Source organism: Pseudoalteromonas arctica A 37-1-2, from assembly GCF_000238395.3.
GTDB classification, from domain to species: domain Bacteria; phylum Pseudomonadota; class Gammaproteobacteria; order Enterobacterales; family Alteromonadaceae; genus Pseudoalteromonas; species Pseudoalteromonas arctica.
Genome location: NZ_CP011025.1, coordinates 1,096,673 through 1,110,665 on the forward strand (window position 1 = coordinate 1,096,673; position 13,993 = coordinate 1,110,665).

The 13,993-nt window shown below is 36.9% G+C and carries 15 protein-coding genes; 7 read left to right on the top strand and 8 right to left on the bottom strand.

Going from position 1 to position 13,993, the window contains the following annotated elements:
• Positions 1 to 46 precede the first annotated feature (46 nt).
• Positions 47 to 1,273 carry an EAL and HDOD domain-containing protein gene (locus PARC_RS04890; protein WP_010553887.1) on the bottom strand — a complete coding sequence of 409 codons (1,227 nt, stop codon included), beginning with the start codon at positions 1,271 to 1,273 and terminating at the stop codon, positions 47 to 49.
• 332 nt (positions 1,274 to 1,605) lie between these two features.
• Between PARC_RS04890 and putP the strand changes: the two genes are divergently transcribed.
• On the top strand, positions 1,606 to 3,084 hold the full coding sequence (gene putP, locus PARC_RS04895) for a sodium/proline symporter PutP (RefSeq protein WP_010553886.1): 1,479 nt from the start codon (positions 1,606 to 1,608) through the stop codon (positions 3,082 to 3,084).
• A gap of 275 nt (positions 3,085 to 3,359) precedes the next feature.
• On the opposite strand, the gene PARC_RS04900 is transcribed toward putP, so the two are convergent.
• Positions 3,360 to 3,677, bottom strand: a complete 318-nt coding sequence (locus PARC_RS04900) for a YebG family protein (RefSeq protein ID WP_007584105.1) — start codon at positions 3,675 to 3,677, stop codon at positions 3,360 to 3,362.
• A 313-nt stretch (positions 3,678 to 3,990) separates the two neighbouring features.
• Between PARC_RS04900 and PARC_RS04905 the strand changes: the two genes are divergently transcribed.
• Positions 3,991 to 4,287 carry a ComEA family DNA-binding protein gene (locus tag PARC_RS04905; protein ID WP_010553885.1) on the top strand — a complete coding sequence of 99 codons (297 nt, stop codon included), beginning with the start codon at positions 3,991 to 3,993 and terminating at the stop codon, positions 4,285 to 4,287.
• 24 nt (positions 4,288 to 4,311) lie between these two features.
• On the opposite strand, the gene PARC_RS04910 is transcribed toward PARC_RS04905, so the two are convergent.
• Entirely contained in the window at positions 4,312 to 4,614 is a 303-nt protein-coding gene (locus tag PARC_RS04910; protein ID WP_010553884.1) for a DUF6170 family protein, read from the bottom strand.
• 1 nt (position 4,615) lies between these two features.
• A complete protein-coding gene (dsbB, locus tag PARC_RS04915) occupies positions 4,616 to 5,134 on the bottom strand; it encodes a disulfide bond formation protein DsbB (protein WP_007584117.1) in 519 nt (172 codons plus the stop codon).
• 542 nt (positions 5,135 to 5,676) lie between these two features.
• On the opposite strand from dsbB, the gene fadR reads away from it, so the two are divergent.
• On the top strand, positions 5,677 to 6,390 hold the full coding sequence (gene fadR, locus PARC_RS04920) for a fatty acid metabolism transcriptional regulator FadR (protein ID WP_004335692.1): 714 nt from the start codon (positions 5,677 to 5,679) through the stop codon (positions 6,388 to 6,390).
• A 364-nt stretch (positions 6,391 to 6,754) separates the two neighbouring features.
• Positions 6,755 to 7,360 carry a peroxiredoxin gene (locus PARC_RS04925; RefSeq protein ID WP_007378637.1) on the top strand — a complete coding sequence of 202 codons (606 nt, stop codon included), beginning with the start codon at positions 6,755 to 6,757 and terminating at the stop codon, positions 7,358 to 7,360.
• Positions 7,361 to 7,814: 454 nt separating this feature from the next.
• On the opposite strand, the gene smpB is transcribed toward PARC_RS04925, so the two are convergent.
• Positions 7,815 to 8,294 carry an SsrA-binding protein SmpB gene (gene smpB / locus PARC_RS04930; RefSeq protein WP_010553883.1) on the bottom strand — a complete coding sequence of 160 codons (480 nt, stop codon included), beginning with the start codon at positions 8,292 to 8,294 and terminating at the stop codon, positions 7,815 to 7,817.
• A 147-nt stretch (positions 8,295 to 8,441) separates the two neighbouring features.
• On the opposite strand from smpB, the gene PARC_RS04935 reads away from it, so the two are divergent.
• Together PARC_RS04935 and PARC_RS04940 are read left to right on the top strand one after the other, a co-directional pair.
• A complete protein-coding gene (locus PARC_RS04935; protein ID WP_010553882.1) occupies positions 8,442 to 8,882 on the top strand; it encodes a type II toxin-antitoxin system RatA family toxin in 441 nt (146 codons plus the stop codon).
• On the top strand, positions 8,879 to 9,202 hold the full coding sequence (locus tag PARC_RS04940; RefSeq protein WP_010553881.1) for an RnfH family protein: 324 nt from the start codon (positions 8,879 to 8,881) through the stop codon (positions 9,200 to 9,202). Before PARC_RS04935 ends, PARC_RS04940 begins: the two co-directional genes overlap by 4 nt.
• 227 nt (positions 9,203 to 9,429) lie before the next feature.
• On the opposite strand, the gene PARC_RS04945 is transcribed toward PARC_RS04940, so the two are convergent.
• Complete coding sequence (locus PARC_RS04945) at positions 9,430 to 9,789, bottom strand: outer membrane protein assembly factor BamE (RefSeq protein WP_010553880.1); 360 nt, start codon at positions 9,787 to 9,789, stop codon at positions 9,430 to 9,432.
• 107 nt (positions 9,790 to 9,896) lie between these two features.
• Between PARC_RS04945 and PARC_RS04950 the strand changes: the two genes are divergently transcribed.
• Entirely contained in the window at positions 9,897 to 10,226 is a 330-nt protein-coding gene (locus PARC_RS04950) for a GIY-YIG nuclease family protein (RefSeq protein WP_010553879.1), read from the top strand.
• A gap of 88 nt (positions 10,227 to 10,314) precedes the next feature.
• Here the strand turns inward: PARC_RS04950 and PARC_RS04955 are convergent, their stop codons facing one another.
• A complete protein-coding gene (locus tag PARC_RS04955) occupies positions 10,315 to 12,234 on the bottom strand; it encodes a methyl-accepting chemotaxis protein (RefSeq protein ID WP_010553878.1) in 1,920 nt (639 codons plus the stop codon).
• Positions 12,235 to 12,428: 194 nt separating this feature from the next.
• Positions 12,429 to 13,901: a ketol-acid reductoisomerase gene (gene ilvC, locus PARC_RS04960; protein WP_010553877.1), complete on the bottom strand. Its 1,473-nt coding sequence runs from the start codon at positions 13,899 to 13,901 to the stop codon at positions 12,429 to 12,431.
• Between the last annotated feature and the right edge of the window lie 92 nt (positions 13,902 to 13,993).

Sequence of the window (13,993 nt, forward strand, 5' to 3'; positions counted from 1 at the left end):
GCTAGAGAAAAATAAATTTAAATATCTTAACCAGAGTTCAGGTAGTTTATTTTTCGTTCACTACTAACTGCATTTGTTCATTAACCCAAGCTAGCGCTTCATGATAGGCATCGGGAACTTTTTCTCCTAGGTTTAGCTCTTTCGTTAGTTCGTTTGCATCTGACCAGTTTGCTTGTTCGTAGTATTTAACTAAGTTTAAATATTTTGCTAGCAAGCCTTCATCGTTTAATAGCGCTGCTTTTATATCATTAGAAAGTGGAAGCTTTTTCATGACGCTTTCCATACTCTCATCTAAAATAGCATCCATTAGCGACATCATACCGGTTAAAAATGCCATGCCGGTATCTTTAAACTGCCCATGGGATATAGCGAGTAATTCACCAAATCGAGCACGAGTAAGTGAAAGTCTAATAAGCTCTACAGGTTTATCTGCAGATACTTGTGCTGCAAACAGTAGTGACAATAGCTTTTTAATTTCATTGGCGCCAAGCACTATAAGAGCTTGCTTAATGGTACTTATTTCTGCGCGTCTTGCAAATGCGGCAGAATTTGAATACCTAAGTAATTTATAAGATAGGTTTACATCACGTTCAAACACATCAGTGATTTTCTTAAGATCCATATCAACACTTGATGTTTCGTAAAGTAATTCAGCTAATGCCATTTCTGATGGTGGTAGAGCCTTACTTTGTACCATTTCAGGTTTTGAGAAGAAAAATCCTTGGAAATAATCAAACCCAAGCTCTAAAGCTTGTTGGTAAATTTCATAGGTTTCTACTTTTTCGGCAAGTAACTTAATATGTGAGTGCGGTTTTAAATCGTTTAGAACCGTTTTTATTGTATCTATATCGGATGCTAAAAAGTCTATTTTAATAATATCAATAAATGGGTAAAAATGACGCCATACAGGTTGATGAATATAGTCATCAAGAGCAATAGTGTAACCTTTATCTTTTAAATCTTTAACGATAGCTAATAAACGCTTACCAGGCTGGATAGTTTCAAGTATTTCTACAACTATAGTGTCTTTACCTAGTAGTGTAGGGTAACCCTTTGATAGTGTTTCTAGGGTGAAGTTTATATAGGCAGGTTTATTGTCGGTTAAATCTTCTAAACCAAAATTAAACTGGCTACCCTCTATAAGTCGTGTTGTTGCTTCGTCACCATCTATATCGGGGAATACGTTATCAACGCCATCGCGAAATAAAAGCTCATATCCGATGAGTTTTTTATCTCTGTCTAAAATTGGTTGGCGTGCAGCGTAAAAATACATAAATAGTTCCGTAAGATTAATGTAATTAGTTATTGTAATAATATATGGCAAAAGACTCAAAATAGCATTACGTATATTTGCTAGATTAATAAATTATCATTATAAATTAAGGTGTTTCTTCTATTTAATTTATTATATTTTACCAATTCGCTTTAAAATTATTCAACATGAGTATTTTTGTATCAGCTGGAAGCAACAAGTTGGAGATTTTATTGTTAGGCATGATATAGTCAGCGAGAATGGTTTTTATCCTAATAGTGTCTTTATTATAATATTTTAAGAGTCAATATTCGGATCAAGAGCCTGTTATTAATAATTATGCGGAGGCTAATTTGGAAACAGGAATGATTATTTCACTAGCATTATATTTTGTTGTAATGTTAGGTATCGGACTATATGCATATAAGCAATCTACTGGCGATGTATCAGGTTACATGTTAGGTGGACGAAATCTATCACCAAGTGTTGCTGCACTATCTGCAGGTGCATCTGACATGAGTGGCTGGATTTTAATGGGCCTACCTGGTGCGATGTTTGTTACTGGTTTTAGTAGTACATGGATAGCAATTGGTTTGGTGATTGGTGCTTGGTTAAATTACCTGTTAGTTGCACCTAGATTACGTGTGTACACTGAAAAAGCAAATGACTCTATAACAATCCCAGATTACTTCTCAAATCGCTTCAATGATAAGTCAAACTTATTACGTGTTGTATCTGCTGTTGTGATTATAGTCTTCTTTACTCTTTACACGTCATCTGGTGTTGTAGCCGGCGGAAAATTGTTTGAAAGCTCATTTGGTCTAAGTTATGAAGTGGGTTTATACATTACAACGGGTGTTGTTGTTTTATACACTTTGTTTGGTGGTTTTTTAGCGGTTAGCTTAACTGATTTCGTGCAAGGTTGTATCATGTTCATCGCACTGATTCTAGTGCCTACTGTTGCATACTCTTTACTTGAACAACCTCTGGAATCTACTTTACATAGTGTAAATCCAGATATGCTTAACTGGATTGGAGCAGGCTCTGCATTAGGTATTATTTCTGCAATGGCATGGGGTTTAGGTTATTTTGGTCAACCACATATTATCGTTCGTTTTATGTCGGTACGTAGTGTTAAGGATATGCCTAAAGCTCGCCGTATTGGTATGACATGGATGATTGTTGCTGCCCTTGGTGCTGTTGGTACTGGTATATTTGGTGCTGCTTATACTTATGAAAATAATATTGTAGTTGAAGATCCTGAAACGATTTTCCTAATTCTTTCTGAGTTATTGTTCCACCCACTTATTGCTGGCTTTTTACTAGCTGCAATTTTGGCTGCTATCATGAGTACTATCTCATCGCAATTGCTAGTAAGTTCAAGTTCATTGACTGAAGATTTATATAAAACATTTTTACGTAAAGATGCTAGCGACTTTGAATTAGTTACTGTTGGTCGAATTAGCGTTGCCGTAGTGGCTATGTTTGCTATTTACTTAGCTTACGACAGAGATAGCTCTATTTTAGACCTAGTAAGTAATGCATGGGCAGGCTTTGGTGCTGCTTTCGGTCCATTGGTACTGTTCAGCCTTTACTGGAAACGTATGAATTTTGCCGGTGCGTTATCGGGTATGTTAGTAGGTGCGTTTACAGTGCTTGTTTGGATTTATGGTCCGTTTACTATTAATGGTGAAAGTTTAAGTAGCTTTATGTATGAAATAGTACCTGGCTTTATTTTAGCGAGTATCGCAATTGTTGTTGTTAGCTTAGTAACAAAAGAGCCAGAGCAAAACATCACTGCTTTATTTGATGAAGTAGAAAAAGAGCTTTAAATAGCAATTACTATTCATTTTAAAATGAGTAGTAAGTAATACCAATCCGCGATAATACTTAATCATTTTGCGGTGCTAAACGTGTTGCTACCGGCGTTAAAAAATTATCATTTAGAACAACTAAATATCAAATTTTTTGCCTAGCTATCAACACGTTTTTCCATCCTCAAAATAGATCACTTAATTAAGCGAATTGGTATAATAAAAAAGGGAGCAACTAAGTTGCTCCCTTTTTTATTTAGTTTGTCCCGTCCGAGGAGAGGGCAATCTACGAGTTAACTTGCTTTTTTATCGTTGTTATCTTCAATTGATGCAACGTTATCTGACTTTTTACTTTTTGCTGGCGCTTTGGTAACAACTGGATCTTTGCCGCCCTTTAATATGGTCATAAAGTCATCTTTGCTTTTCGCTATTTCTAAAGCAAGTGATTCAATTTGTTGCTCACTAAGCGGTACGTCTACCTTTTCTAGCATTAGCTCAAGTGATTCTGCTATATCGAGCATCTTGTCATAAGCATCAGCTTCTTTTTTGGTAGTAAACGTCATACGCTCGACTCCGTTTCGTTCTACAACATATTTAACAACAACAGCCATGATTTCTCCTGCAAAATTGCTTGGCACCGTGGTTTGTAAAAACCATTAGATTACTGTTTTTATGTACAGTAATGGTTTGGGCGTAAATTTGCAAGCGCGAAGTATTAATTTTTAGGTGTCTTAAATTTGACAAAAAACGGTAACTTTACTTTAGTTAAGCAATCACTTGTTGTACCAGCTGCATTTTCAGGATTTCGGATCATAGTGATAATGCGTTTAGGTACACTTTAAATGATGAGCTTTTCAGTTCCTTACTTTTTGGTTTTCCTGAGCAACATTCAAAATTAAGAAAAGAAGAATAGGGACAAGTTTGATGAAAACGTTAAAAAATTTATTCATAATAAGCTTATTATGCTTACTACCTGCAACTACCGTATATGCACAATTATCGGAAGTAACTAAGCAAATGCCTCAAGTTGAGACAATTAGTATAAATAATGCTGATGCAGGTATGCTTGCTAAGCTACCAGGTATAGGTAAGAAAAAAGCGCAGGCAATAGTGGACTTCCGTGAAGAAAACGGCGAATTTAAAAGCGTCAGTGATTTATCGCAAGTTAAAGGAATTGGTAAAAAACTATTAGCCAAATTAGAGGGGAAAATTTCACTTTAATAGCAGTAGATAACAATCAGGGCGCTATGCGCCCTGATTAAATTGTTTTAATGCATCGCTTAAGTGTTTTTTAGCAAAGTTGATTTCAATAGGTGTTGTTAAAAGTGGGTAGCAAAGTCCGCCGAGTATCAAAAACGGGATTAATATCCAACCTTTAAATACCGTGAATATTAAAAATAGTGGACTTAGTAATATTAATTTAATAATACGTAGTAACACTTTATCAGTTGGCGATAACATACTTAAAGAAAGTGCTATTACGTCCTGACGCTTGCGTACCTTTAGGTGCTTAAGCTCATCTAATTGGCTTGAAAAAAATGTAAACATATCAAATCGACTTTTTAATTAATAAACGGCCAATAACTATAATAAATAGTGTTAGTGAGAAAATCCCAAATATAATTTCCATCCAAGCAGGCATGCTCAAACCAACAAATTGCCAATCTATATTTCCACAATCCCCGGTCGCCTGAAAAAAGCTAGGTATCCATTCATGTAACGGCATAAACGATGGGAAGTTTGGTTCAAACTCACAGCTAAATGCAAAAGGGTCTGTGGTGGTTTGCATATCAATATGCTCGCGAGCAATTAAATATCCCCAAACACTCGATACACCCCAAATTACATACGCTAATATACGAACTGCTTTGCTCTGTGGTTTAGTCGAACCTACAATTCCTGCGCCTAATAGACCCAGTACGGCTGTACGTTGATATATGCACATTATGCAAGGCGCCAATCCCATTTGGTATTGAAAGAAAAGGGCGGTCACTTCAAGTAAAAAAACGATAGCTGTAAATAAAAGCCACGGGGTACGTTGGGTGGGTAATTGCGCAAGCCAGTTCATAAAAATTCCGCGTTTAAATAAGACGTTAGATTATGACCTAGGATAATGTATGCGGCAACAAAAAGGAAAAAAAAGCTACCGAAGTCGCTTTTTATAAGATGAAATTTTTGACCACTCAATGCAGCCTCAGCAGAGGCTACATGGCGCTCTACTTAGTTCCCATTGATACATAAGCTTAGTTATATCGCTTACTTATACAACATTGGTACATTGCCTAATCAATTCTTTAAAGTTGCGGTTAGAACGCTCTGTTGTATAGGTGTTCCTTTTTAATGTACTTATGTGTTTTAAGTTGATTCAGCTAGGTATGGTGTAAATAAAATATCAATAATTACAATGTACCTACAATGAATATTGCTCTGTATATTTATACATTGTAGCGATATTAGAGAAACCTAAATTTTATTATTTATTAATCTTTAATTTCTACTCATTTGCTTATTAATATACCTGACTTTACTTGTTAGTTATGCTTCGTCTGGTACAATCAGTCAGTTATTCGTGTAAAACGATGAGTGTTGATTAATTCGAGTGGGAACTGGATGAGAATTTTTAAAGCGAAAAGCCCAGCAGGATTTGCTGAAGAATATATAGTTGAATCTATTTGGAACGGCGATTTCCCTCCAGGTTCAATTCTACCTGCCGAGCGAGAACTTTCAGAGTTAATTGGTGTAACAAGAACGACCTTGAGAGAAGTATTACAGCGTTTAGCACGTGATGGTTGGTTAACAATTCAGCATGGTAAACCAACAAAAGTAAATAACTTTTGGGAGACGTCTGGCTTAAATATTCTTGAAACACTAGCGCGCTTAGATGAAGACAAGATGCCAGAGCTGACAGATCAGCTTTTATCTGCACGTACTAATATTAGTGCTATTTATACACGTGCTGCAATTAAGTTAAATCCTGAACGTGTAATTGAAATTTTATCACAAAGCCATGAGCTAGAAGATACTGCGCAGGCATTTGCTGACTACGATTACAAAGTTCATCATGAATTAGCCGTTGCGGGTAATAACCGTATTTATGTATTAATACTCAACGGTTTTAGAGGTTTTTATTCAAAGATTGGTTGTCATTACTTCTCTGATGCTGGAACTCGTGAACTTGCTCGTCAGTTTTATAAAGATTTAACAATCTTGGCAGAAAATAAAGAGCACGATGGTGCTATTTCGATGATGCGTAAATACGGTCATCAAACAGGTGAGATTTGGCAAAAAATCCGTGGCGATATGCCCTCGGATATAATGGATTAAATCTAAACGAGAAACCTGCATTTGCAGGTTTTTTTGTATCTGCAAAAATTAATACCGCATTATATGAATTTTTAAACAATTTAATGAATTAACCCTTCTTCAGTAACGTCAAAAGTTCTATCTAATTACAACGCAATTCACACTTCAAAATAGACCTATTATCCAAGCAGATTAGTGCAAGTTGTAAGTGTTCGTTATTTTCGATTGCTCACATCGTTAAATGCGATTGTTCTTTTGTAGTGAATAACTTTAGAATACCAATTAATTATATGTGTGCGCTATTGGTTTTTAATTTTTAGCGCCCATATAAGTACCAGCATTGCGAAAGCAATTGAAAACAAACTCAAAATATTTGGAGAATAAAATGGGTGTATTAGTAGGCCGCCAGGCACCAGACTTTACCGCTGCAGCTGTTCTTGGTAATGGTGAAATTGTAGATAGCTATAACCTTCATGAAACAATTAAAGGTAAAAAAGCAGTTATCTTCTTTTACCCACTAGATTTCACGTTTGTATGTCCTTCTGAACTTATTGCATTTGATAAGCGTTTTGAAGAGTTTCAAAAGCGTGGCGTAGAAGTAATTGGTGTTTCTATCGATTCACAATTCTCACATAACGCATGGCGTAACACTGCTGTTGCAGACGGCGGTATTGGTAAAGTTCAATACGCACTAGTTGCAGATGTTAAACACGAAATTTGTAAAGCGTATGACGTTGAGCATCCAGAAGCGGGTGTTGCATTTCGTGGTTCATTCTTAATCGACGAAGAAGGCAATGTACGTCACCAAGTAGTGAACGATTTACCACTAGGTCGTAACATCGACGAAATGCTTCGCATGGTTGACGCGCTAGCGTTCCACACTGAACACGGTGAAGTATGTCCTGCTGGTTGGACTGAAGGTAAAAAAGGTATGGACGCAAGCCCTGAAGGCGTTGCTAAGTTCTTATCTGAAAACGAAGGCGAACTATAATTTAGCCCTTAGTTTTAAATAAAAAAACCGCCAAATTTTGGCGGTTTTTTTGTGTCTTTTATTTAGAAGGGACGCTCATACCAATGTGCATTAATTTTGAGTAGCTCAACAAGTTGAATTATACTATAAAGTCGTTAAAAATTAATTTAAAACAACTAGATGAAAAAATTTGCGTAGTTATAGCGTTATTTTCTTACCGTTAAATAGACCCTATATAAGCAGGCTAGTATTACATTAGCTAACTGGTTTTTGTTTTATTTACGGGGAATGTAGTTTTTGTTTACAACAGGTTTGCGTATGCCCTCATAGCCCTTATTTGTATGTAATAAATTTAACTGTTTTAATAAACTAAGTGCACTGATGGTGAGTAGCTGATTTGCAGTTATAATTTAAAAAATAATTTCAATTATCCTTTCTTGAAATTAAAAACGCCTAATAAATTAGGCGTTTTTATTTATGCTTTATGCTTCATTAAGCGTTCTTTTTCACGCGACCAGTCTTTATCTTTACCGTCTTCGCGTTTGTCGTGTAATTTCTTACCTTTTGCTAAATGAAACTCAAGTTTTACCCAGCATTTTTTCCAGTACATCGCTGTAGCTATTAAAGAATAGCCATCGCGCTCTGTAGCACCGAATAAACGGTCAAGTTCGCGTCTGCTTAATAGCAATTTACGATAACGTAGTGGATCGCAAATTACATGGGTCGACGCACTAATAAGTGGCTGAATTTGACTGCCAAGTAAAAATGCTTCGCCATTTTTAAGATGAATATAAGTTTCTGTGATATTTACTTTACCAGCTCGGATACTTTTAACTTCCCAGCCTTGTAGTTCAACACCCGCTTCAAACTTATCGTGTAAAAAATACTCATGTCGCGCTTTTTTGTTTAGCGCGATGGTATTACTTGTCGATTTTGATGAATTTTTCTTAGCCATAGTGCCCTATAATATACGTAATGTGAGATGTTTTACATCGATTTTTTTAATAATGCTTTTAAAAATTTAGCTTTAATTTAAGCAGCATGAAAATTTGGGGAAACGCGTAAAGCTTGCTAAAATTCGCCCACACAGTTGGGAGTGAGTATGCCACAAATAGAAAAAAGTGCGCTGGTTATGTACAGCACTAAAGAGATGTTTGATCTAGTTAATGATGTAGAAGCTTATTCACAGTTTTTACCAAATTGCTCAGACTCAAAAATTGTTTCACAGCACGATAATAACATGACCGCGAGTTTAGAAATATCTAAGGCGGGTATAAAAAAGTGGTTTACCACCGAAAACACCTTTGTTGATGAACAAACCGTGTTACTGCGCCTTGTTGATGGTCCATTTAAGATGTTAAAAGGGCGCTGGCACTTTCAAGCGCTTGATACTAAAGCTTGTAAAGTACAGTTAGAGTTAGAGTTTGAATTTTCGAGTAAATTGGTAGAGCTCGCTTTTGGTAAGATTTTTAATGATGTAGCCAAAAATATGGTGAGTGCATTTACTCAGCGTGCAAAGCAGGTTTATGGAGCGCGAGTATGATTAATGTTGAGGTGGTCTTTGCATTACCGACCACGGCCACGTGTTTATCAATTGAAGTGCCACAAGGGACGACAGTCGAGCAAGCTGTTATTCAGTCAGGTATTATAGAAAAGTGCCCAGAAATAGATGCCACATCGCTAACGTTAGGTGTGTGGAATCGAACTGTAAAAGCTAACTATGAATTAAAAGACGGTGACCGTATAGAAATATACCGCCCATTAATTGCAGACCCTAAAGATGCGCGCAGAAAGCGTGCTGAAAAAGCAAAAGATGAAGGTCGGGCAAATAAAATAACAGGTGGACGTCCAATAGAGCGGTAATTATTTATACCAATCTGTTTATATATGGGGTCTATTTAACGTTAAGAAAATTACGCTAGAACTAGGCAAAAATTTTTGTATCTAGTTGCTCTAAATAAAAGATTTTTAACGACGTTATAGTGCAATTTAATTCGTTAAATTGATCAAAGATTTATGCAGGTTGGTATTACTTATAAATACTAAAAAGGTGAGCATTGCTCACCTTTTTATTGGCATTAAGTAGCGTATTATTGCTCTAAAGGCGTATTAAAGTTTTCAGGTTGGTCATAATCACCTGAGATTGAAACTAACTTTTCATTTTCAAAGTTAATTACTAACTCTTTATTTTGTTCGTTTTTACGGCCTTTATTGAAGCTGTAAATATAACGCCAAGTGTTATTATCAAAGGCATCCTCGGCAATAGGTCTACCTAATACATAAATAACTTGCTCTCGAGTCATATTTACACGAAGTTTTTCAACATCAGATTGCTCTAAAAAGTTGCCTTGTGGGATGTTAATTCGGTATACCCAGCTAGAGCAACCAGCTGCTGAGCTAAGTGTTAAAGCAACGATAAGCCAAAGAGAAAAAGTTTTTAACGACTGCATTGTTAGTTGTGATCCTTATTTTTTATAATCTGCATGATACCGATTAGTCACTGAAGGTAAAACCCTTTTAAGCAATTGTTTTGTGTTAAGGGCGTTAAGGTAATGATTTGACCACTAATAATGAAAAAAGTTTACAACACATTGAAACGAATATTTTAAAAACCGAGTCTATTTGGTTTTTATATATAGTTGAAACGCGATTAGGCCATTGGTACACCGGGATCACGACTAATGTTGAAAAACGTTTTGCAACTCATCAAGCCGGGAAAGGAGCTAAAAATCTTAGAGGCAAAGGGCCGCTTTTACTTATCCATCAACAACAAGTGGGCAATAAAAGTGAAGCAAGTAAGCTTGAATATCAATTAAAAAAGCTCACTAGAGCCAAAAAGGAAGCGTACGTTTTAGCGTTTAATAGCGGCGATAGTGAAAACGCTTAGCTTGTTCAAATTAAGTATATTGGTTGTGAGCAAAAACTATCTTTGAATATAGTCATTGCTCACAACAGACGTGCAGTACTATAGCTGCTTAGCGATGCTTTTCAAAGGTCGCTACAAGTGCATCAAGTGTTTGTGCGCTGTTTGCTAAGTCTCGAATAGCTTGCTCTGTATTGATTTGTTCGCTCATTGCTTTATCGCTAATTTCGCTAATCTGCTCAATATTACGACTTACATCGGCAACCACATTACTTTGCTGCTCAGTTGCAGTCGCTATGAGCGTAGCCATATCGTTTATCTCATTGGCTGTTTCGGTTATCGTATCGAGTAATTCTACTGAGTTTTGCATAGCACCAACGCTTTGCTGTGCTTTATCTTTCGATTGACCAATATCGTTCACTACATCGTCAGATATTCTTGTAAGCTCTTCAATCATAGATTGGATTTCGGTGGTTGATTGCGATGTGCGGTTTGCCAGTGCACGTACTTCATCAGCAACAACAGCAAAGCCTCGACCATGTTCTCCTGCGCGAGCAGATTCAATAGCCGCATTTAAAGCAAGTAGATTAGTTTGATCCGATATACCTCTAATTGAGTCAACAATACTTGCAATATCAACTGTCTTTTTAGAAAGCAAAGTTACTTGCTCTGTAATGCCATCAATATCGCTGGCAAGGGCTGAGATAGTTGCTTGGCTTTGTAATACCTGCTTGTGGCTCTGAATTGTATTTTCGCGGCTGCTATCGGTTAACTTAGCTGTATTTGCAGCACTTTGCGCTATTTCTTGCACTGTAGCGCCCATTTCGTTGATTGCTGCTGCGACAGATATTGTTTGTTCTTTTTGGTGATCTATTGCTTGAGAATTTCGTTTGGCTTGTTCAAATACATGATCAGAGCTTTGACGTATATCGTGGCTTTCGCTTGCAACCTGAGTAATGGCTGTTTCTATTTTATTAATAAACTGATTAAAGCCATTACTTAGATTGTTAAGCTCTGGTTGGCTCGATTCTGGTAAGCGGTACGCTAAATTTGCATCGCCAGAGCCTAATCGTGAAAATAGCTCAGCCATTTTAGAAAGTGGAGATGAAAGTGAGCGTGCAAGTAAGTAACTAATCAAGCTAGCAACTAATGCTGTAATTATCGTAAAGGTAAAAATTTGCCATTGTAAGGTATTTACACTTGCGAAGACTTCACTTTTTGGCACTTGAGCTACAACATATAAATCGGTATTTTTAATTGGCGTAGCAGCGATAAAAGTAGGTTCGCCATTTAAGCTGATTTCTTCTAGCGCAAAGCCATTACTATTAAATAGTTGGCTGTGGATATTTGCAGTATACAAATCATCAATATTTGCTTTAGCTACTTTACTTGCATCTTTATGAAGCTGAATCAATCCACTTTTATCTGCAATGAATACAAAGCCTGTTTGCTCAATTTTAAATTGCTGTAATAGCTTTTGCATATCAGTGATGCTTTTTGCAAGACCTGCTAAACCAGTACCATTAGCCTGCTGATGATTTACAAACATTTTCACATCATTGGCTGACTCTTGATAAATACTAATAGAGTAGGGCTGTTTTGATTGCTTAAAAGCAAAAAACCAGCCATCGGCTGCATCGTTTTTTAACACACGCAAAAACCCATTCTGATTCCAATACTGTGCAGTGTCTCTATTTGCCCAAGATGCTGTGGCTAAATCGTATTGCTGGGCAACGCGATTTAATTCTTTTAATAGTAATGTATCGTCTTGGTTGTTTGATTGAGCCCATTGTAAAATAAATTCGTTTGATGATAGTTGCTGAGCAGCACCGAGTAACTCGTTGATTTCACCGCCTATGTGATTGCTGATTGTTTGCAGTTTACTAGGGAGCTCTGACTCAATCATACGTTGCTCAATTATATCTTCTGAGCTGTATAAAGAGGTCAAGCCAATAAGCGCGGCTACACATATAGCAATAGCACTGCCTAAAGCTGTGATTTTTTGAGTAATAGAAAGGTTTTGTATCGTCATGATATTAATTAATTTTACAACTGAGTAGAGGACTATATTAGCACATTATTTATTTTGATCTAAATATTGCCTATAAAGGGATGGATAAAAGGTAGCGTTGGATGATTAAAGTTTTATGAATGAGCATAAAAAAGCCCACATGCAAAAAGCATACGGGCTTGGTTTCTAACAAGCGAAACATTTACTGTTTAGGGTTAAACAATCTTTTTCATTGCTGACATGTAGCCACGTAATTTAGCACCTACTTTCTCAACTGGGTGTTCGCGCAATGCAGCGTTAACTTGAATTAATGTTTGGTTATCAACTTGGTTACTGTGCTCGCCAAGGCCTTTACCTATAATGTCTGTATCAACGTTTTTCATAAAATCAGCAAGTAATGGTAAACATGCATGGTTATATAAATAACAGCCGTATTCTGCAGTATCAGAGATAGTACGGTTCATTTCAAAAAGCTTTTTACGCGCAATAGTATTGGCGATTAATGGCGTTTCGTGTAATGACTCGTAGTAAGCTGACTCTTCGATAATGCCGGCTGCTGTCATGGTTTCAAATGCAAGTTCAACACCTGCTTTAACCATTGCTACCATTAAAATACCGTTATCAAAAAATTCTTGTTCAGAGATTTCTACATCGCCAGCAGGGGTCTTTTCAAAGTTAGTTTCTGCTGTTTCTGCGCGCCATTTAAGTAAGTTTACGTCATCGTTATTCCAGTCTTCCATCATAGTGCGTGAGAAAGTGCCGTCGATGATGTCATCTTGATGCTTATTATAAAGCGGACGCATAATTAGTTTTAGCTCTTCACTTAGTTCAAACGCTTTTACTTTTGCTGGGTTTGAAAGGCGGTCAAGCATGTTAGTAACGCCGCCATACTTAAGTGCTTCGGTAATTACTTCCCAGCCGTATTGAATTAGTTTTGATGCGTAACCCGCATCAACGCCTTTTTCTACCATTTTATCAAAACATAAAATAGAGCCAGTTTGTAACATGCCACATAAAATGGTTTGTTCGCCCATTAGGTCAGACTTAACCTCAGCAATAAATGATGATTTAAGTACACCTGCGCGATGTCCGCCCGTACCCGCTGCATACGCTTTAGCTTGTGCTAAACCAAGACCTTGAGGGTCATTTTCTGGGTGAACTGCGATCAGAGTTGGCACACCAAAACCGCGTTTGTATTCTTCACGTACTTCAGAACCAGGACACTTAGGCGCAACCATGATTACGGTAATGTCTTCACGTACTTGCATGCCTTCTTCAACAATATTAAAGCCATGAGAGTAAGCAAGTGTAGAGTCTTTTTTCATAAGTGGCATAATCGCACTTACTACAGCGGTATGTTGTTTATCTGGCGTTAAATTAAGTACTACGTCAGCGGTAGGAATTAATTCTTCATAAGTACCAACAGTAAAGCCGTTTTCAGACGCATTTAAAAATGATTGGCGACGCTCAGAAATAGCTGAAGCACGTAATGTGTAAGAAACATCTAAACCAGAGTCACGTAAGTTTAAGCCTTGGTTTAAACCTTGTGCGCCACAGCCTACAATAACTAGTTTTTTACCTTTAAGTGCGTCAACGCCATCGGCAAATTCGCCTGCGTCCATAAATTCACATTGCGCTAATTGCGCTAATTGCTCGCGTAAAGGTAAGGTATTGAAATAATTCGCCATTGTTAGTGTCCTATAAAGTCATGTTTGTTAGATGCGCAAGATTTATTGCGCTTACAAACACCATATGTAAAATCGTTGCTTGCGTAAAATGA

What these genes read in the sequence shown, in the direction of transcription:
- PARC_RS04940 (WP_010553881.1), top strand. Translation starts at nt 8,879, where the DNA reads ATGATTAATGTTGAGGTGGTCTTTGCATTACCGACCACGGCCACGTGT.
- fadR (WP_004335692.1), top strand. Translation starts at nt 5,677, where the DNA reads ATGAGAATTTTTAAAGCGAAAAGCCCAGCAGGATTTGCTGAAGAATAT.
- PARC_RS04935 (WP_010553882.1), top strand. Translation starts at nt 8,442, where the DNA reads ATGCCACAAATAGAAAAAAGTGCGCTGGTTATGTACAGCACTAAAGAG.
- smpB (WP_010553883.1), bottom strand. Translation starts at nt 8,294, where the DNA reads ATGGCTAAGAAAAATTCATCAAAATCGACAAGTAATACCATCGCGCTA.
- PARC_RS04900 (WP_007584105.1), bottom strand. Translation starts at nt 3,677, where the DNA reads ATGGCTGTTGTTGTTAAATATGTTGTAGAACGAAACGGAGTCGAGCGT.
- PARC_RS04925 (WP_007378637.1), top strand. Translation starts at nt 6,755, where the DNA reads ATGGGTGTATTAGTAGGCCGCCAGGCACCAGACTTTACCGCTGCAGCT.
- dsbB (WP_007584117.1), bottom strand. Translation starts at nt 5,134, where the DNA reads ATGAACTGGCTTGCGCAATTACCCACCCAACGTACCCCGTGGCTTTTA.
- PARC_RS04905 (WP_010553885.1), top strand. Translation starts at nt 3,991, where the DNA reads ATGAAAACGTTAAAAAATTTATTCATAATAAGCTTATTATGCTTACTA.
- PARC_RS04910 (WP_010553884.1), bottom strand. Translation starts at nt 4,614, where the DNA reads ATGTTTACATTTTTTTCAAGCCAATTAGATGAGCTTAAGCACCTAAAG.
- PARC_RS04955 (WP_010553878.1), bottom strand. Translation starts at nt 12,234, where the DNA reads ATGACGATACAAAACCTTTCTATTACTCAAAAAATCACAGCTTTAGGC.
- PARC_RS04945 (WP_010553880.1), bottom strand. Translation starts at nt 9,789, where the DNA reads ATGCAGTCGTTAAAAACTTTTTCTCTTTGGCTTATCGTTGCTTTAACA.
- PARC_RS04890 (WP_010553887.1), bottom strand. Translation starts at nt 1,273, where the DNA reads ATGTATTTTTACGCTGCACGCCAACCAATTTTAGACAGAGATAAAAAA.
- ilvC (WP_010553877.1), bottom strand. Translation starts at nt 13,901, where the DNA reads ATGGCGAATTATTTCAATACCTTACCTTTACGCGAGCAATTAGCGCAA.